Source organism: Sphingomonas sp. SL1004 (genome assembly GCF_057815015.1).
In genome coordinates this window covers 3,922,389-3,939,463 of record NZ_JBYMUX010000001.1, presented here as the reverse complement: position 1 = coordinate 3,939,463, position 17,075 = coordinate 3,922,389, and the positions used below count along the sequence as shown (strand labels likewise).

Sequence of the window (17,075 nt, the reverse complement as noted above, 5' to 3'; positions counted from 1 at the left end):
GCGTTTCGCTTGCCGCCCCCTCCGTCAGGCTGCGCCTGCCATCTCCCCCTGGCGGGGGAGGATTTCAACAGCCGGTGCTATTGAGGCCCGCTTCTGCGCCCGATGTTACGGGATCAGCCGATCCGCCCGCAGCTCTGCGAACAGGTCGAAGAACGCATCGTCGGTGGGCTGGTATTCCTTGAAGCCGAGGCGGCGGCTCTTGCTCATATCCGTCACCACCTCGATCGGGCGGCCGAGATCGGCGTCGGTGTGCCACGGCGATGCAAGTCGTGACAGGTCGGCCTCGGCGAGGCCTTCGCGGGCTGCGATTTCGCGCCAGATGCCGGCGTCGTCGGCCATCTGTTCCTCCAGTGTCAGGATCGTGCCGTCGAAAGGCGCGGCCTCGATACCGAACCATTCGGCGATGCGGCTCCACATCCAGCTCCAGCGGAAGACGTCGCCATTGACGACGTTGAACGCCTCGTTGCGGGCCTCAGGCGTGGTCGCGGCCCAGATCAGATGGTCGGCGAGCAGGCTGGCGCTGGTCATGTCGGTCAGGCCGTTCCACTGCGCGGCCGAGCCCGGGAAGCGGAACGGACGGCCGGTCTCGCGGCACAACGTCGCGTAGACGGCGAGCGTGGTGCCCATGTTCATCGCGTTGCCGACCGCCTTGCCGATGATCGTGTGCGGACGGTGAACGCTCCAGCCGAAGCCGTCGCGTGCCGCCGCCTCGAACACGGCGTCTTCCTGCGCGTAGTAGAAGTTCTCGACGTCGAGGCGGCCTTGTTCCTCGCGAAACGGGGTCTGCGGGAGCGTGCCCTTCCCGTACGCCTCGAATGGTCCGAGGTAATGCTTCAGGCCCGTCACCAGCGCGACATGGCCGACGCTGCCAGCAGGCGAGAGCGCGCCAAGCAGGTTGCGGACCATGCCGCCGTTGACGCGGATGTTCTCCGCTTCGCTGTCCTGGCGTGACCAGGTAGCGATGAACACAGCATCGGGCTTGAGGCCCGCTAGGGCCTTTTCGAGGCTGGCGGGATCCTGGAGATCCGCCGCGACCGGCTGCACGCCGTCTTGCTCAGTCGGGCGCCGCGCGAGACCGTGGACGGTCCAGCCCGACTTCACCAACGCCGCGGCGGTCGCGCTGCCGACGATCCCGCTCGTTCCCACTACCAGTGCCGTCTTGGACATGTGCAATTCCCGTAATCTAGATGATCTGTTCCGATCCCAAACGCGCCGTAATCTGGACGGGATCCACCGCGGGCCGTTTGCGGTGGCGGCGGGCAAGCGATTGTCGCTATGGGGCGCGGATGACCGCATCGGATCTCCAGAGCCTGTTCGTCACCAACCTCGTCCGGTACAATAGCGGCGACCGGCGGCGGTGGCGGCTGATCGTCGGCGACGTGAAGGTCTATAGCCTTGCGACGCACGCGCATTGCAACTGGGCGGTGACGCCGTCCGGCAGCGCGAGCGAGGTCGACGCGGTCGAGCGGCTGGCGGACCGGCTGCGTGAGGAACACCCGATCGTTACCGCCGGTTGACGGCCTTTCATCTACGCAGGAGCGACATATGGCGAAGCAATATTGGGCGCAGATCATCGAACTCGACGAGGAGATGACCGCCGCGACGATTCCCGGCGCAACCGATCACGAGGATGCGGCGGATTCGCTGGTGGCGGATTTCGTCGGCGCGATGGGCGGCGAGATTACCGAAGGCGCGGTCCGCGTCTGGGTGCAGGGCGGGGACGAGAAGGTCTACGACTGGAAGGCGGACTTCACGATGCCTGACATGGACGAGATGGGCGATGAGGACGAGATGGAGGTCGAGGGCGAGATCGAGCTGACCGAGCGCGTTTGAGCACGAATCGCATGTGAATAAACATACCACCCCGGCGAAGGCCGGGGCCCAATTGGCAAGGTCGGCATAACGAAGCACTGTCGCTCGTTAGCAACGTTCCCCAATTGGGCCCCGGCCTTCGCCGGGGTGGACTCATGGGACGGTCTGGCCCGCGGGGGCGAGTTCGTGCCAAGTGTGGTCGTCGTGCGCGAGGAGGGCATCCGCTGCGGCAGGTCCGAGCGTACCCGCCTCGTAGGGTTCCGGCATGCCGGCGTCATGCGCCCAAAGATCCAGAAACGGTTGCACCGCAGCCCAACCTGCCTCAATCGCGTCGGCGCGTTGGAAGAGGGTTTGGTCACCCACGAAAAGGTCGTAAATCAGCGACTCGTAGCCGGTGAGGTGGCCAATATCGAAGGCGTCGGCGTAGCGGAAATCGAGCGCGATCGGCGCGGTCGCCACCTCCAGGCCGGGCCGCTTGATGTTGATGTCCATGCTCAGCCCCTCGTCGGGCTGGATCTGGATGATCAGGCGGTTGGGGGGCAGCATCTCGGCCGCGGTCTTGTGGAACGACGCGAACGGCACCGGCTTGAAGGTGATGACGATCTCCGTATCGCGGCAAGTCATCGCCTTGCCGGTGCGCAAATAGAACGGCACGCCGGCCCAGCGCCACGTGTCGACCATCAGTTTCAGCGCGACATAGGTCTCGGTGTGGCTGTCGGGCGCAACGTCGGCGGTCGAGGTGTAGGCGGGGACATCGTGGCCCTGCACCTTGCCCGCGGTGTACGCGCCGCGGACGCCGTTCCGCTTGGCCTTGCCCGGCGAATAGACGCGGACGGCTTTGAGCACCTTGCCCTTCTCGTTGCGGATCGCCTCGGCATCGAAGCTCGCGGGCGGCTCCATCGCGACCATCGCGAGCAGCTGGAACAGGTGGTTCGGCACCATGTCGCGCAGCGCGCCGGTGCCGTCGTAGAACTTGCCGCGGGTGCCGACGTCGACCGTCTCGGCCGCGGTGATCTGGACGTGGGCGATGCAATCCGCATTCCAGACGCGCTCGATCATCATATTGGCGAACCGCGCAGTCATGATGTTCTGGACCGTTTCCTTGCCGAGGAAATGATCGATCCGATAGACTTGCGCCTCGGACACTCGGGCGAGGATGCGCGCATTGAGCTCGCGGGCGGAGGCGAGGTCGTGGCCGAACGGCTTCTCGATCGCGATCCGGCGGAACGCGTGCGGCGTCTCGGCCATCACGCCGTGGTCGGCGAGCTTGTCGACGATCGTGCCGAAGAACTTCGCCGGAACCGCGAAATAGAAGGCGACGTTGCCGCTCACCCTCGCCTTGAGCTGTTCGTAGACCGCATCCTGCGTGAAATCGCCCTGGAGATAGCCCACGCGATCCTTGAGCTGTGCCCAGGCGTCTCCCTTATCCCCTGCCCCCTCGCCGCCCTTCGCGTCGAAGTTGCCGAGCGCATCGCGGAGAACCTGATCATTGCCTTGGTCGATACCGACGCCGAGCACGTGGAAGTCGTCGCCGACCAGACCCAGCCGGGTCATGTTGATCAGTGCTGGCATCAACAGTCGACGTGTCAAATCGCCCATGGCGCCGAAGATCACGAGCGTCGTAGGCGGGGCGGGTTTTACGGCGGGGGGCTTCACGGACTGGCTCACGAACGCGTCTCGATTTCGAACATGGATCACCCTTTATCGTTCGTCTTCTCAAACATCGGGGCGCGTGTCGATGTTCCGCGGGCCGGACCGGAACGCGTCAGGTCGCCTTGAGGACGTTGTCGCCGAACGAGCGCGCATCGACCTCCGACCAGTCGAGCTCCTGTTGCAGACGACGATAGACGTCCTCGGCGATCTCACCCGTGTCGCGCATCGCGTGCAACACCTTTCGCTGGCAGGCGATCATCTCGAGGTGGAGTTCGTCGAACTCGGACGTCGCCTGTGGATCGTCGGCCTCGACCGCGACCTTGCCGGCTGCGCCATAACGGAAACGGAGCGCGTCGGCGGCGTCGCCCTCCCGCGCGGGAAGTACCGCGAGGCCGGCCTCGATCAGGCGTTTCCGGGCGGGCGCGATCTTGTCGGCCAGTCCGGCATCCTCGCCAAGATTCATCCGACGGATCAGCGGGCCGAGCGTCAGGCCCTGAATCACGAGCGTGCCGATGACGACGCCGAACGCGGCGAGCACGATGAGGTCGCGACCCGGCACGGATTGCGGCAAGGCAAAAGCGGTGGCCAGCGTCAGGAGGCCACGCATACCCGACCATGACAGCACGACCGACGCGTTCCACGGCGGTGGCTTCGGAAGCCAGGCGGGTGCATAGCGCGCGGCGATCACGCCCTCGACGAAGCGCACGAAGAACACCCATGCGACGCGCGTCAGGAGCACGGTGGCGAGGACGGCGGCGGCGAAGCCGATCGCCGGCCAGCGTTCGGCGGCGGGGAGATGGATCAGTACGTCGCGCGACTGCAGGCCCATCAGCATGAACGCGACGATGTTGAGCACGAGCACGGCGGCGGACCATACCGCCTCGCTCTGCAGGCGATCGCGTGCGGGTTGGTCGATCGGCCGGCGCTGCGACAGGATCATGCCGAAGACGACGACCGCCAGCACCGACGAGATGTGCAATCGCTCGGCGAGCAGCCAGATGCCGAACGTGACCGCAAAGTCGGCGAGGCTGGACCCCAACGTGCCCGCAAACAGCCGGACGATCCGGAGGTAGGCCACCGCCGCCACCGCGCCGAAGACGATGCCGCCGGGGACTGCGGCCGCGAGCGCCCACGGCGTCACGGGGGTGTCCGAATGTGTCGCGAACGCGCTGGCGAGGCCGAACAGGAGCAATGCGGTCGCGTCGTTGAGGAGGCTCTCGCCCTGGAGCAGGAGCAGGCCGCGGCGGGGGATGCCGACTTCGCCCAGTACCGCCTCGGAGGCGGCGGCGTCGGGGGGCGCGACGATCGCGCCTAGCGCGAACGCGGCGGCGAGCGGGAGTCCGCCTAGCGTCACGCCGACCAGCGCGACGGTGGCGGTGGTGACGAGCACGGCGAAGACCGCGAGCGACAACAAGGGGAACCAGTAGCGGCGCAGCGCGCGCGGACTGGTGTGGTAGGCGGCGTGGAGCAAGGCCGGCGCGATGAACAGGGCGAGCGCGAGATGCGGCTCGACGCTGATCTCCGGCGCGAACGGCAGTGCGGCGAAACCGAGCCCGGCTGCGGCCAGTAGCGTGGGGTACGGGACGTTCAGCTTGCGTGCGAGGACCAGCAGGACCAGCGCGGCGAGCAGGATCGCGTCGAGACTTTCAAATAGGTGCACGCGCACGCAACGGGTGGCGGGCGGCTATGGGTCCGATGGTTTCCGCGCGTAGTCCGCGCGATCCTCCTCCCCCGGGGGTCGGTGCGCCGTAGGTGACGGGGGGTGAGAACAGGGAACATAGGTTGCCCTTTCCTCCCCCTCCGTCTGGCAAGGGCCAGCCACCTCCCCCTGGCGGGGGAGGATCGTCTGGTTAGTTTTGTGGGCGGGGGTCCGACGGCGCCGTCGTCGTCACACCGCCGCCGAGCGCGCGGTACAGTTCGACCGAGTTGGTATCGCGGGTCAAGCGCGTGGCCAGCAGGCTTTGCTGCGCGGTGTAGAGCGAACGCTGCGAATCGAGCGTGTTCAGGAACGTGTCGATGCCGGCCCGGAAGCGCAGTTCCGACAGCTTGTACGCGCCTGCCGCATTGTCGCGGAGCGAGGTCTGCGCCTGGAGCTGGGCGCTGACGGTGCCGCGGCGGGCCAGTGCATCGGCCACTTCGCGGAAGCCGGTCTGCACACTCTTCTCGTACGTGGCGACCGCGGCGTCGCGGGTGGCCTGCGCGTAGCGGAGATTGCCCTTGTTGCGGCCGAAGTCGAACAAGGGCTGGCTGATCGACGGTGCGACCGACCAGTTCTGGCTACCGCTGCCGAACAGGTTCGACAGACCGAGGCTGATCGTCCCGAACGCCGCGGTGAGCGAGATGTTCGGGAAGAACGCTGCGCGCGCCGCACCGATATTGGCGTTGGCGGCGATCAGCTGATGCTCGGCCGAGGCGATGTCGGGACGGCGCAGGAGCACTTCCGACGGCAGGTTCGCGGGCAGGTTCTGCAGCGTCGGGCTGGTCGTATCGAGCTGCGACGGCAGCATGTCCGCGGTCAGGGTCGTGCCGGCGAGCAGGTTCAGCGCGTTCTGGTCCTGCGCGATCAGCGTGGTGGCGTCGGCGATATCCGAGCGCGCCTGATCATAGCTGGTGCTGGCCTGGCGCACTTCGAGTTCGGACGCGATGCCGACTCGGAACCGGTCCTGGGTCAGCTTGACGGTCTGACCGAACGCCTTTTCGGTATCGCGCGCGATCTTGAGGCGATCCTGGTCCGCGGCCATCGTCAGCCACGCTGTCGCGATCTCGGCGACGAGCGAGACCTGGGCTGCGTTGCGGTTTTCCTCTGCCGCGAAATACTGTTCCTGCTGCGCCTGCGTCAGATTGCGGATGCGGCCGAAGAGATCGATCTCCCAGGCCGAAACGCCGACATTGGCGGAGTAGATGTCGGCCCGGCCGCTCGACGTGGTGACCGTGCCGGCACCCGTTCCAGTGCCAGTGCCAGTGCCAGTGCCAGTGCCCGTACCTGTACCCGTGGTGCCGCCACCGACCGCACCGAAGGGCGACTTTTGATAGGTGGCGCTGCCGGTGGCGGCGAGCGTCGGGAACAGGTCCGCGCGCTGGACGCGGTATTGCGCGCGGGCCTGCGCGACGTTGGCGACCGAGACGCGAAGGTCGCGGTTGTTCGCCAGCGCGGTGCGAATCACGCTGCGGAGGCGATCGTCGGTGAAGAACGTCTCCCATGCGGTATCCGCGGGCATGATCGCCCCCGCCGCGTCGGTCGCTGCATAGGCGGGACCGGACGGCGTCGACACCGGTACCGACGATTCGGGCCGGACGTATTTAGGGGCGAGGTTACAGCCGGCGAGCGTGAGCCCGGCGGCGAACATGAGGGCCGTGCGGCCCGATATCTGGCGCGAAAACATCTGGATCAGGCCTCCTGCGGCCGCTGGTCGTGTGGCGTCGCGTGTGTGTCGTCACGGCGGCCGTCACGGTTGTCATCGTTATGCTCGCGATCGTTCTCGTCGATCGGCTGATCCTGCTTGAAGACGCGCTTCACGAGCAGGAAGAACAGCGGCACGAAGAAGATCGCGAGGACGGTCGCGGACAGCATGCCGCCGACCACCGCCCAGCCGATTGCGTTCTGGCCCCCGGCACCGGCACCGCTCGACAGTGCGAGTGGCAACACGCCGAAGATGAACGCGAACGACGTCATCAGGATCGGACGAAGGCGAAGCTTGGCCGCCTCGACCGCGGCATCCGCCGCGTTCATCCCGTCACGCATCTTCTCCTCGGCGAACTCGACGATCAGGATCGCGTTCTTCGCCGCCACGCCGATCGTCGTGATCAGCCCGACCTGGAGGTAGATGTCGTTGTTCAGCCCGAAGAGCGTCGCCGCGAGCACCGCGCCGAGGACGCCGAGCGGCACCACCAGCAGGACGGCGATCGGGATCGACCAGCTCTCATACAGCGCCGCGAGACAGAGGAACACGATCAGCAACGACAGCGCGTAGACATAGGTCGACTGGCCGCCGGACAGCTGCTCTTCGTAGCTGAGCCCGGTCCACTCATAGCCGATGCCGGCCGGCAGCTTGGCTGCCATCTCCTCCATCGCCTTGATCGCGGTACCGCTGCTGACGCCCGGTGCGGGCGAGCCCATGATCTCGAACGAGGCGACGCCGTTGTACCGTTCGAGCCGTGACGGGCCGTAGTTCCAGCTCGTCGTCGAGAAGGACGAGAACGGAGCCATCGCGTTGCTGGTCGTGCCACGGACGTAGAAGTTGCCGAGATCGGCAGGCGAGGTGCGGAACGGTGCGTCGGCCTGGACATACACCTTCTTCACGCGACCGCGGTCGATGAAGTCGTTGATGTAGGCGCCACCGAACGCGGTGCTGACGGTGGTGTTGATGTCCGCCTGGCTAAGGCCGAGCGCGCCGGCCTGGGCCTGATCGACGTTCAGTTTGAGCTGTGGTGCATCCTCCAGGCCGTTCGGACGGACCTGCATCAGGCGCTTGTCCTGGCTGGCCATGCCGAGCAGCATGTTGCGCGCCTCGAGCAGCTTGTCGTGACCGACGCCGGCATTGTCCTTCAACATGAAGTCGAAGCCGTTGGCGTTGCCGAGTTCCTGCACGGCCGGCGGCACGAAGCCGATGACCATGCCGGCACGGACGCCAGCCAGTGCCTGGTTGGCGCGTGCAGCAACCGCGGCAACCGTGTTGTCCTTGCCGCTACGATCTTCCCACGGCTTGAGCTGGATGAAGGCGATGCCGACATTCTGGCCCTGGCCGACGAAGCCGAAGCCGCTGATCGTGAAGATGCCCGCGGTATTGGCCTTCTCGTCGATCAGGAAGTGATCGCGGACCTTGTCCATCGTCCGCGCGGTTTCCTCCATCGTCGTGCCCGACGGCATGGAGACCTGCGCGAACATGATGCCCTGGTCTTCCTCGGGGAGGAAGCCCGACGGCAGGCGCAGGAAGACGAACGCCATCGCGACGACGATCAGCGCATAGACCAGCATCGTGCGGACCCAGCCCTTCTCGACGCGGCGCAGGCCGTTGCCGTACTTGCCGACGCCCTTGTCGAAGGTGCGGTTGAACCAGCCGAAGAAGCCCTTCTTCTCGCCGTGACCGTCCTTGGCGGGCTTCAGGATCGTTGCGCAGAGCGCCGGCGTGAGGATCAACGCGACCAGTACCGAGAGCGCCATCGACGATACGATGGTGATCGAGAACTGGCGGAAGATGACGCCGGTCGAGCCGCTGAAGAACGCCATCGGCAGGAACACCGCCGACAGCACGAGGCCGATGCCGACCAGCGCGCCGCTGATCTCGTCCATCGACTTCTTGGCGGCTTCCTTCGGCGAAAGCCCCTCTTCCTGGATCAGGCGTTCGACGTTCTCGACGACGACGATCGCGTCATCGACGAGCAGGCCGATCGCTAGCACCATGCCGAACAGGGTCAGCGTATTGATCGTGAACCCGGCGATCTGCAGCACGGCGAGGCTGCCGAGCAGCACGACCGGGACAGCGATCGTCGGGATCAACGTCGCACGGAAGTTCTGGAGGAACAGGAACATCACGAGGAAGACGAGGACGATCGCCTCGACCAGCGTGTGAACGACCTGCTCGACCGACAGCTTCACGAACGTCGAATTGTCGATCGGGAAGGCGACCTTGACGTCGGGCGGGAACTGCTTGGCGATCCGCTCCACCTCGGCCTTGACGAGCTTGACGGTGTCGAGCGCGTTCGCGCCCGGTGCGAGCTTCACGCCGAAGCCTGCCGCCTGCTTGCCGTTGTAGCGCGCCTGGAACGAGTAATTCTCGGACCCCATCTCGACACGCGCGACATCCGAGAGGCGCACGGTGGCGCCGCTGGTGGCCGAGCGGACGATGATCTGACGGAACTGCTCGGGCGTCTGCAGGCGCGACTGCGCGGTGACGGTCGCGTTCAGCGCCTGTCCCTTGAGCGCGGGAAGGCTGCCGACCTGCCCCGCCGAGACCTGGGCGTTCTGCGCGGTCAGCGCCGAGGTGATGTCGGTGACGGTGACGCCGAGGTTCGACATCTTGAACGGATCGACCCAGATCCGCATCGAATATTGCGCGCCGAACACCTGCGTGTCGCCGACACCCTTGATACGGCTGAGCGGATCCTGGAGCTTCGAGGCGATCAGATCGCCGAGATCGACCTGATCGTGCGCGCCGTTTTCCGAATAGGCGGCGATCACGAGCAGGAAGTTGGCGGTCGCCTTGGTCACGCGGAGACCGGCCTGCTGCACTTCCTGCGGCAGGAGCGGGGTGGCCTGCTGCAGCTTGTTCTGCACCTGGACCTGCGCGATGTCGGGATCGGTGCCCTGCTCGAAGGTGAGCGTGATCGCGAGGTTGCCCGAGCCGTCCGAGGTCGAGGCGAAGTAGCGAAGGTTGTCGATCCCCTTCATCTGCTGCTCGATGATCTGCGTCGTCGTGTTCTCGAGCGTCTGTGCGTCGGCGCCCGGATAGGACGTCGCGACCGTCACCTTGGGGGCGGCGATCTCAGGGAACTGGGCGATCGGCAGCGAGCGGATCGCGAGGATACCGGCCATCATCAAGATGATGGCGATGACCCATGCGAAGATGGGTCGATCGATGAAATAGCGTGACATGGGCGGTTACTTCCCGCCCTGCGCGTTGCCGGCGGCAGGATCGGCAGCTGCAGCGGGATCATTGCCGTTGGCAGCCCCCCCGCCGGCATCCTGGCCCGCGGGCTTGGCGACCTGCTGCGGCGGCGCGGCCTTGACGGTCGTGCCAGGACGCAGGTTGAGCAGCCCTTCGACGATCAGCTTGTCGCCGGGCTTCAGGCCGCTGGTGACGATCCACTTGTCGCCGATCACGCGGTCGGTGACGACGTTGCGCTGCTCGACCTTGTTCTGCGCGTTGACGACCAATGCGGTCGCGCCACCGCGCGGATCGCGGCTGATGCCCGCCTGCGGCACCATGATCGCCTGGCGGCGAGTGCCCTCGACCAGCTTGGCGCGGACGTACATACCCGGCAGCAACAGGCCGTCGCGGTTGTCGAACGATGCACGCAACGTCACCGCGCCGGTGGTCGGGTCGACCGTGACTTCGGAGAATTGCAGGCGCCCTTCGATGGGATAGATCGCGCCGTTGGGCAGGATGAGCTGGACGCGCGCGCTGCCATCGGCGCGGACGACGCCGCCCGAGCGCAGCTGTGCCTTCAGGTCGAGCAGCTGGGCGGCCGACTGGACGACGTCGACATAGACCGTGTTGGTGCGCTGGATGGTGGCGAGCGCATCGGTCTGGCCGGTCTGGACCAGCGCGCCGACGGTGTAGATCGAACGACCGATCCGGCCCGAGATCGGCGCCTTGATGCGCGTGAAGTTGAGGTTCACGCGCGCCGATTCGACTGCCGAGCGCTGCGCCGCAACATTGGCGCGCGCCTGTGCTGCGGAGCCGATGGCGTTGTCCGCCTCCTGCTTCGAGACGGCATTGACAGCAACGAGTTCGTTATAGCGCTGGGCCTGCAAACGGGTCGCGTTGATCTGCGACTGCGCGGCGCCGAGCTGGCCCTGTGCGGTGCCGAGCGCGGCGCGGTAGGGCGCGTCCTCGATCTCGTAGAGGACCTGCCCCGCCTGCACCATCGAGCCTTCGGTAAACAGGCGACGACGGATCACGCCGCTGATCTGCGGCCGTACTTCCGACGTCTCCGCGGCGGCGACTCGGCCTGGAAGCTCGGTCGTGAGCACTACCGATTCCTCGGCAACCGGAACGACGCCGACCGTCGGGGTCGGCGGCGGTGGCGGCGCCTGCTCCTTGCCGCAAGCCGACAGGAGGGCAATGGCACCCAGTGCCGCAGATCCCTTGAATTTGGTCCAGCGCATATTTCTCGTCCTCACGCCAAACGGCGTTATCTCAGTGAATGAGCGTTCATTCTGCTTGCGGACCCGCTAGGATCGTGTACCCGCCCGGTCAAGCCAAAAAGTCGGCCGGAGATGGGTTTTGAGTGCAGTGCAGCATGAGTTGGGAGGACGCGAGCGGATCGTAGCGACCGCGCGCCAATTGTTCACCAACCAGGGCTTTCACCAGACGCCGATGTCCGAACTGGCCAGCGAGGCCGAAGTGAGCGTCGGCCAGATCTATCGATTCTTCACGGGCAAGAACGCGCTGATCCGCGCGATCATCCGCGAGGACGCATCGGCGCGGATCGCCGAGATGACCGCGGTGCAGGCCGAGCTCGATGCCGGGCGAATCTCGATCGAGACGGCGTTGACCAAGATCTGCCTGCAAGCGCTGCACAACAAGGACGAGGCGCTGTCGTTCGACATCCTCGCCGAAGCGTACCGCGATGCCGAAGTGGCAGCGACCATCGCGGAGTTCTGCAGCGCCGGTCGATCGGTGATCGGCGGACTGGCGCTCGCGGTGAAGGCCGACCTGACCGAGGCGCAGCGCGAGGGCGCGGAGGAGATGATCCTGGCGCTGATGTTCGGGCTGGGTCACCGGACGCTGTCGCAGCCGAGCCTGTCGCCCGACGATACCGCCAAACGCACCGCCGCCATGATCTATTCGGCGCTGCGGGCGCTATAGTCCCGGCCTATAGTTTAGGCCGACAGTCCTGGGCCGATAGCCCCCTGCCCGACCGGCCTCGCCGGACGGGCGAGGCCCGGTGGGATCAGGACCCGACGACGTCGGCGATGAACAGATAGCCCTTGCCGCGGACCGTGCGGATGATCTCGGTCGCATCGAACGCGGCAAGCTTGCGGCGCAGGCGGCTGATGTTGACGTCGATCGTGCGATCCTTCGAGGAGGTGTCCGCCCGCCCCGACAATGCGATCATGTCCTCTCGGCTGTGGACCGCGTGCGGGTGCGTGACGAAGGCGTCCATCATCTGGAATTCACTCTCGGTGAGCGAGACCACCTCACCGCCGGGCGCCTGCAGCGACCGCATCCGGCAATTGAGCGTCCAGCCGGCGAACCGGTAGGTGGCATAGAAGTGCGTGGACGCGCTGCCATCGGAGGTGGTGCCGGGATCGGGCGCGCTGCCGGCACCCGAGGAGGCGGTCCGGCTGCGGCGGCGCAGGACCGAACGGATGCGCGCGAGGATCTCACGCGGGGTCGATGGCTTGGTGACGTAATCGTCGGCGCCCATTTCGAGCGCGACGACGCGGTCGACTTCGCTCGACAGTGCCGACAGCATGATGACGCCGGGTGCATCGTCGGTTTGTGTCAGCGAGCGTAGCACCGACAGGCCGTCCTCGCCGGGCATCATCATGTCGAGAATGACGAGATCGCAAGGGCGCTGGCTGAGCCGCGCGCGCAGGGCGACGCCGCTCGAGACCGCCTCGACGCCAAGCCCGTTGTCGACCAGGAACTCGGTGAGCAGTTCGCGCAGGCCGGGATCGTCGTCGACGATGATGATCCGCGCGGCGTGATAGCTCGCGTCGCTCGAGTCATCGTGCGCCGGCCCGTCCTGCCATTCGGAATCCCGCGAGATCGGAAGCGCGGGAAGACGTCCGGTGGCGGACTCGAAGGAAGAGTAGCTGGGGGAGACGTTCATCGTCGGCGACTTTCGAACGGGGGAGACGGCGGACCGCCTCGCGGATTCCGGGGGGAGTCTCGGGGAAGACTCCGGCAAATATCATCCGTGTCTGTGCGCCGACTGTTTGTCCGGGATGTTTCCCAATGTGACCCCGGTGCGACCATCCGGTGCTTTTCACGCGAAACAGGCGCGCAACCGCGACGATTGCCATACGCTGAAATATCCCGAACACACGCGGACGGTATGACAGCAGCATGACGCCGATCCCCGCCCCCGATTCGCCCAAGCCGACTTTGCTGGTGGTCGACGACGACCACATGATCCGTACGCTTCTTGCGCAAAGCCTTGGCATGCATGGCTATAATGTAGAGACCGCGACGAGCGCGCAGGACATGGACACCGTACTCGCGCGGCAATCGGTCGCGCTGATCCTGCTCGACGTGATGATGCCCGGCGAGGACGGCCTGTCGGTGTGTCGGCGCCTCGCGCGTACCGCAGGGCCGCCGGTGGTGATGCTGAGCGCGCTGGGCGACGAGCCCGACCGGATCCTGGGGCTGGAGATCGGTGCGAGCCATTACCTGACCAAGCCGTGCAGCCCGCGCGAGATCCTGGCGACCGTCCGGGCCGCCCTGCGCGCGCGGGAGATACAGGATGCGAGCGAGGGCCGCGCTTATGGCTTTCTCGGGTGGCGGGTCGATTTCTCGGCGCACGAACTGTTCGATGCCGAGAACACGCTGATCGACCTGACCGATGGCGAGTTCGCGGTGCTGCGCGCGTTCGTCGAGCGGCCGCGGCGGGTGCTGGCGCGCGACGCGTTGCTGGAGGCGGCGCGCGGGCCTGACACCGACGCGTTCGACCGCGCGATCGACGTGCAGGTCAGCCGGTTGCGGCGCAAGCTGCGGTCGCGCGGCGACGACATCATCCGGACGATCCGCAACGAGGGCTATTTCTTCGTGCCCCGCGTGGTGCGTCTGTGACACCAGCCACGCGTACGATGACGGGCATGAGGGCGGGACTCGGGCGGGTCGGCCATGCGCGATCCTGGCCGTTGTTCCTGCGGATCTTCGCGTTGATGCTGATCACCGTGCTGCTCGTGCAGGTGCTGAACTTCGCGGTTGTCATCATGATGCCGCCGCCGACACCGGTGATCTTCACCACCAACCGGATCGCCGCGGTGGCACGGGCCGGGCGCGATCCCGTCGGGCTGTTGACGGTGGAGCTGACGCACCAGCGGCCTAATCCCAGCGACGACGACCGGGACCACCGGATCGCCGAGCTGATCGCAGGCGATCTCGGGATGCCAATGAGTTCGGTGGCGGTAGAGGCGCACCGGTCGGGCCTGCCGATGTTCGCCGGTGCGCTGCGGCCGCCGATGCCGATGGGCATGGGCCGCCCGCCGATGCGCCCTCCGTCGCTCGACAATGCGCTGTTCGGGCCGTTTGTCGTGTCGGTGCATATCGGTGGTGACCGCTGGCGGGTGATCCGTCCGGCCGGCGGCGCGACCGGGCCGTGGCGGATGCGGATCATCCTGTGGTTCATCGTCGCGATGGCGGTGGTGGCGCCAATCGCCTGGGCACTGGCCCGCCGCGTCGCCAAGCCGATCGGGCTGTTCGCCGCTGCCGCCGAACGGCTAGGGCGCGATCCGCGGACCGACCCGTTGCCGATCGCAGGGCCGCCCGAGATTGCCGAGGCAGCGAGCGCGTTCAACGTGATGCAGGAGCGGCTCAATCGCTATGTCGAGGATCGCACGACCCTGATCGCGGCGGTCGCACATGATCTTCGCACGCCGCTGATGCGGCTGTCGCTGCGGCTGGAAAAGGCGCCCGACGCGATCCGTATCGCCAGCGAAGAGGACATTCACGAGATGAGCCACCGGATCGGATCGGCGATGGCCTTCGTCCGCGACATGACCCGCCACGTCCGCCGCCAGCGGCTCGACCTGCGCTCGCTCGCCGAAAGCGTGACCGACGAGTTCGGCGACCAGGGTGACGACGTCGTGCTGCAGCCGGGCGGACCACTGACGATCGAGGGCGATGCACCGTCGCTGAAGGCGCTGGTCGGCAATTTGGTCGGCAATGCGGTCAAATATGCCGGCCATGCCGAGATGGTGCTGCGCCGCGAGGACAGCATGGTGGTGATCGAGGTGCAGGACCGCGGCCCCGGCATGGTGCCAGCGGATCTGGCGCGTGCGTTCGAACCGTTCTTCCGCGCCGAACAGTCGCGCAACCGCGATACCGGCGGGATCGGCCTTGGCCTGGCCAGCGTCCGTGCGGTCGCGCGCGGGCATGGCGGCGACGCGACGATCGAGGCGCGGGCGGGCGGCGGCTTGCGCGCACGCGTGTCCCTGCCGGTCTGATCCACGCACGCGCCCGTTTTTCTCAGGAGTATATATGCGACGCTTTCTTGTGATCGGGATGGCCGGCGCGTTGGCGGGATGTGCCGCGCAGGCCCCCCGCCCCGGCGGTCCGCCCGAACATGGCCGCGGACAGCTGTTCGTCAGCCCGATGGGCGAGCCTTTCCGGTCGATGCTGAAGCCGGGTGCGGCGCAGGCGCTGTGGTTCGACGGTGCCGATCGTGACGGCGACGGTCGGATCACGCTGGCGGAGTTTCAGGCCGATGCCACGCGGTTCTTCGCGGTGCTGGACCGCGGCAAGGACGGCGAGATCGATCCGGGCGACCTCGAATATTACGAGAATGTGCTGGTGCCCGAGATTCGCGTCGCGGGTGGCGGACGCGGACCGGGGGCGGGCGGGCGGTCGCCTCGTGGGGGGCGTGGTGGTGGCGGTCGTGGCGGCGGCGGCGGGAGCGGCGGCGGTCAGGGCATGCAGTTCGGCAATGGCGGCGACGGCGACAAGAAGACGTCCGCCACGCGGGTGAGCGAGCGACTGGGCGCGGCGCGCTACGGGTTCTTCGATATGCCGGAGCCGGTGATTTCGGCGGACCTGAACGGTAATCGCGGGGTCGATGCGGCAGAGTTCGCCAAGGCGGCGATGACCCGGTTCGCGGCACTCGATCGCAACCACGACGGCGCGCTGACGCGGGGCGAATTGCCGCGGGCGGGTGCCGAGACCTGGCGGAATGGTTCGGACCGGCCTTCGGACATGCGGTCCGGGCCGCGGCCCGGTGGCGAGCCGGGGGAGCGCGACGACCGCTGACGCCCCCGCCGTTCGCCCTGAGCGAAGTCGAAGGATTTCCCCCGAGCGGGGGTGCTTCGACTTCGCTCAGCACGAACGGACGTTGGTCAGGGATGCGGTGGCGGGCCGTCTTGTAGGCCACCGTGAATAGGGCCGTGCTCGGGGCCGCCATGCATCATCGGCGGACCGTGGCGCAGGCGCATCAGCGCCTCGAACGCGGTACGCTGGGTCGGATCGAGACCGTCGTAGAAGGTCCGCGCGGCGGTGATCCGGCGGGTGTCGTCGGCGGCATGCCGCGTCGTCGCCTCGGTCATGCGCTGCAGATGTTGCGCGAAGCCGTCGGCGGGCGGGCCCGCATCGCGCGGCGGGCGATCGTCCTGCGGCGGCTCGGGTGGCGCCAGCGACTGGAGGAACGCGGCCAGCGCCGGGCGCTGGGCCGGGCGCAACGCGAGCAGGAGCGCGATGTCGTCGCCTTCGCGCTGTTGCAGGCGCGCGATATCGGCGCGGGACGGCGGGCCGTCATGCCCGTCGCGCGGGCCTTGTGCGCTCAACGCGCCGGGCATCGCCAGGGCCAATGCGAGCATCGGCCAGATCTTCGTCTTCATTAACTGCTTCCCCTTTTGAACTTCGGATGCGGTGTCAGCCGAGCATGCCGGAAACGATCCAGCGCCGGCTGACCGCGGATTTGACGATCGGCGCGCCGCAGCGCCGACAGGCGGACCGCTGGATCGGCTCGCCGAGGATATCGCGGTGACGGGAGCGCGGCGTATGGCGACCGAGCGCGCATTCGGCCGATGCGATTGGCTGGATGTGCAAACTTGTCCCCCTCGAAATCCTGAAGGCATCCTGATCCGAGATCTTGTCCGCAGTATTTCAAGGACATTGCCGCACCTGCCTGTTGAAAATCTGGCCTGTTGAAAATGTAGCCAAGCCAGAAATTCTGGCGTTCCTGCTGACGCATACAGGCGCGGACGATTCGCGCTGGAATGGAGC

At 66.9% G+C, this 17,075-nt stretch carries 15 protein-coding genes; 6 read left to right on the top strand and 9 right to left on the bottom strand.

The genetic code is table 11. The features are described from left to right. Window positions 1-105 precede the first annotated feature (105 nt). On the bottom strand, window positions 106-1,167 hold the full coding sequence (locus AC3D24_RS18120; protein ID WP_489032495.1) for an SDR family oxidoreductase: 1,062 nt from the start codon (window positions 1,165-1,167) through the stop codon (window positions 106-108). 119 nt (window positions 1,168-1,286) lie between these two features. Here AC3D24_RS18120 and AC3D24_RS18115 point away from each other — a divergent pair, with 119 nt between their 5' ends. Both AC3D24_RS18115 and AC3D24_RS18110 read left to right on the top strand, forming a co-directional pair. Beyond that, window positions 1,287-1,517, top strand: coding sequence for a hypothetical protein (locus AC3D24_RS18115; RefSeq protein WP_489032494.1), 231 nt, complete (start codon window positions 1,287-1,289; stop codon window positions 1,515-1,517). Window positions 1,518-1,545: 28 nt separating this feature from the next. Next, entirely contained in the window at window positions 1,546-1,833 is a 288-nt protein-coding gene (locus AC3D24_RS18110; RefSeq protein WP_489032493.1) for a hypothetical protein, read from the top strand. 132 nt (window positions 1,834-1,965) lie between these two features. Here AC3D24_RS18110 and zwf read toward each other — a convergent pair whose 3' ends face one another. The 5 genes from zwf to AC3D24_RS18085 all read right to left on the bottom strand — a co-directional run bounded on the left by zwf (window position 1,966) and on the right by AC3D24_RS18085 (window position 11,293). Continuing rightward, window positions 1,966-3,468 (bottom strand): glucose-6-phosphate dehydrogenase, encoded by a 1,503-nt coding sequence (zwf, locus tag AC3D24_RS18105; protein ID WP_489033221.1) that lies wholly within the window; start codon window positions 3,466-3,468, stop codon window positions 1,966-1,968. Between the two features lie 109 nt (window positions 3,469-3,577). Then, window positions 3,578-5,125, bottom strand: a complete 1,548-nt coding sequence (locus AC3D24_RS18100; RefSeq protein ID WP_489032492.1) for a cation:proton antiporter — start codon at window positions 5,123-5,125, stop codon at window positions 3,578-3,580. A gap of 190 nt (window positions 5,126-5,315) precedes the next feature. Beyond that, a complete protein-coding gene (locus tag AC3D24_RS18095; RefSeq protein WP_489032491.1) occupies window positions 5,316-6,848 on the bottom strand; it encodes an efflux transporter outer membrane subunit in 1,533 nt (510 codons plus the stop codon). Between the two features lie 5 nt (window positions 6,849-6,853). After that, window positions 6,854-10,057: an efflux RND transporter permease subunit gene (locus AC3D24_RS18090; protein ID WP_489032490.1), complete on the bottom strand. Its 3,204-nt coding sequence runs from the start codon at window positions 10,055-10,057 to the stop codon at window positions 6,854-6,856. Between the two features lie 6 nt (window positions 10,058-10,063). Beyond that, window positions 10,064-11,293 carry an efflux RND transporter periplasmic adaptor subunit gene (locus AC3D24_RS18085; protein WP_489032489.1) on the bottom strand — a complete coding sequence of 410 codons (1,230 nt, stop codon included), beginning with the start codon at window positions 11,291-11,293 and terminating at the stop codon, window positions 10,064-10,066. A 127-nt stretch (window positions 11,294-11,420) separates the two neighbouring features. On the opposite strand from AC3D24_RS18085, the gene AC3D24_RS18080 reads away from it, so the two are divergent. Then, window positions 11,421-11,996, top strand: coding sequence for a TetR/AcrR family transcriptional regulator (locus AC3D24_RS18080; RefSeq protein WP_489033219.1), 576 nt, complete (start codon window positions 11,421-11,423; stop codon window positions 11,994-11,996). Window positions 11,997-12,081: 85 nt separating this feature from the next. On the opposite strand, the gene AC3D24_RS18075 is transcribed toward AC3D24_RS18080, so the two are convergent. Then, window positions 12,082-12,966 (bottom strand): response regulator, encoded by an 885-nt coding sequence (locus tag AC3D24_RS18075; RefSeq protein ID WP_489032488.1) that lies wholly within the window; start codon window positions 12,964-12,966, stop codon window positions 12,082-12,084. Window positions 12,967-13,202: 236 nt separating this feature from the next. Here AC3D24_RS18075 and AC3D24_RS18070 point away from each other — a divergent pair, with 236 nt between their 5' ends. The 3 genes from AC3D24_RS18070 to AC3D24_RS18060 are packed head-to-tail and all read left to right on the top strand — an operon-like array spanning window position 13,203 to window position 16,103. Beyond that, window positions 13,203-13,925, top strand: coding sequence for a response regulator (locus tag AC3D24_RS18070; protein WP_489032487.1), 723 nt, complete (start codon window positions 13,203-13,205; stop codon window positions 13,923-13,925). A 26-nt stretch (window positions 13,926-13,951) separates the two neighbouring features. Beyond that, complete coding sequence (locus AC3D24_RS18065; RefSeq protein WP_489032486.1) at window positions 13,952-15,304, top strand: sensor histidine kinase; 1,353 nt, start codon at window positions 13,952-13,954, stop codon at window positions 15,302-15,304. Between the two features lie 34 nt (window positions 15,305-15,338). After that, window positions 15,339-16,103, top strand: coding sequence for an EF-hand domain-containing protein (locus tag AC3D24_RS18060; protein WP_489032485.1), 765 nt, complete (start codon window positions 15,339-15,341; stop codon window positions 16,101-16,103). Between the two features lie 86 nt (window positions 16,104-16,189). Here the strand turns inward: AC3D24_RS18060 and AC3D24_RS18055 are convergent, their stop codons facing one another. Both AC3D24_RS18055 and AC3D24_RS18050 read right to left on the bottom strand, forming a co-directional pair. Further along, complete coding sequence (locus tag AC3D24_RS18055) at window positions 16,190-16,687, bottom strand: hypothetical protein (RefSeq protein ID WP_489032484.1); 498 nt, start codon at window positions 16,685-16,687, stop codon at window positions 16,190-16,192. Between the two features lie 34 nt (window positions 16,688-16,721). Next, entirely contained in the window at window positions 16,722-16,898 is a 177-nt protein-coding gene (locus tag AC3D24_RS18050) for a hypothetical protein (protein ID WP_489032483.1), read from the bottom strand. Window positions 16,899-17,075 lie beyond the last annotated feature (177 nt).

Excerpts from the sequence above, each read along its gene's own strand:
- AC3D24_RS18055 (WP_489032484.1), bottom strand. The coding sequence starts at position 16,687 with ATGAAGACGAAGATCTGGCCGATGCTCGCATTGGCCCTGGCGATGCCC.
- AC3D24_RS18110 (WP_489032493.1), top strand. The coding sequence starts at position 1,546 with ATGGCGAAGCAATATTGGGCGCAGATCATCGAACTCGACGAGGAGATG.
- AC3D24_RS18120 (WP_489032495.1), bottom strand. The coding sequence starts at position 1,167 with ATGTCCAAGACGGCACTGGTAGTGGGAACGAGCGGGATCGTCGGCAGC.
- AC3D24_RS18085 (WP_489032489.1), bottom strand. The coding sequence starts at position 11,293 with ATGCGCTGGACCAAATTCAAGGGATCTGCGGCACTGGGTGCCATTGCC.
- AC3D24_RS18095 (WP_489032491.1), bottom strand. The coding sequence starts at position 6,848 with ATGTTTTCGCGCCAGATATCGGGCCGCACGGCCCTCATGTTCGCCGCC.
- AC3D24_RS18090 (WP_489032490.1), bottom strand. The coding sequence starts at position 10,057 with ATGTCACGCTATTTCATCGATCGACCCATCTTCGCATGGGTCATCGCC.
- AC3D24_RS18070 (WP_489032487.1), top strand. The coding sequence starts at position 13,203 with ATGACGCCGATCCCCGCCCCCGATTCGCCCAAGCCGACTTTGCTGGTG.
- AC3D24_RS18075 (WP_489032488.1), bottom strand. The coding sequence starts at position 12,966 with ATGAACGTCTCCCCCAGCTACTCTTCCTTCGAGTCCGCCACCGGACGT.
- AC3D24_RS18065 (WP_489032486.1), top strand. The coding sequence starts at position 13,952 with ATGAGGGCGGGACTCGGGCGGGTCGGCCATGCGCGATCCTGGCCGTTG.
- AC3D24_RS18060 (WP_489032485.1), top strand. The coding sequence starts at position 15,339 with ATGCGACGCTTTCTTGTGATCGGGATGGCCGGCGCGTTGGCGGGATGT.
- AC3D24_RS18115 (WP_489032494.1), top strand. The coding sequence starts at position 1,287 with ATGACCGCATCGGATCTCCAGAGCCTGTTCGTCACCAACCTCGTCCGG.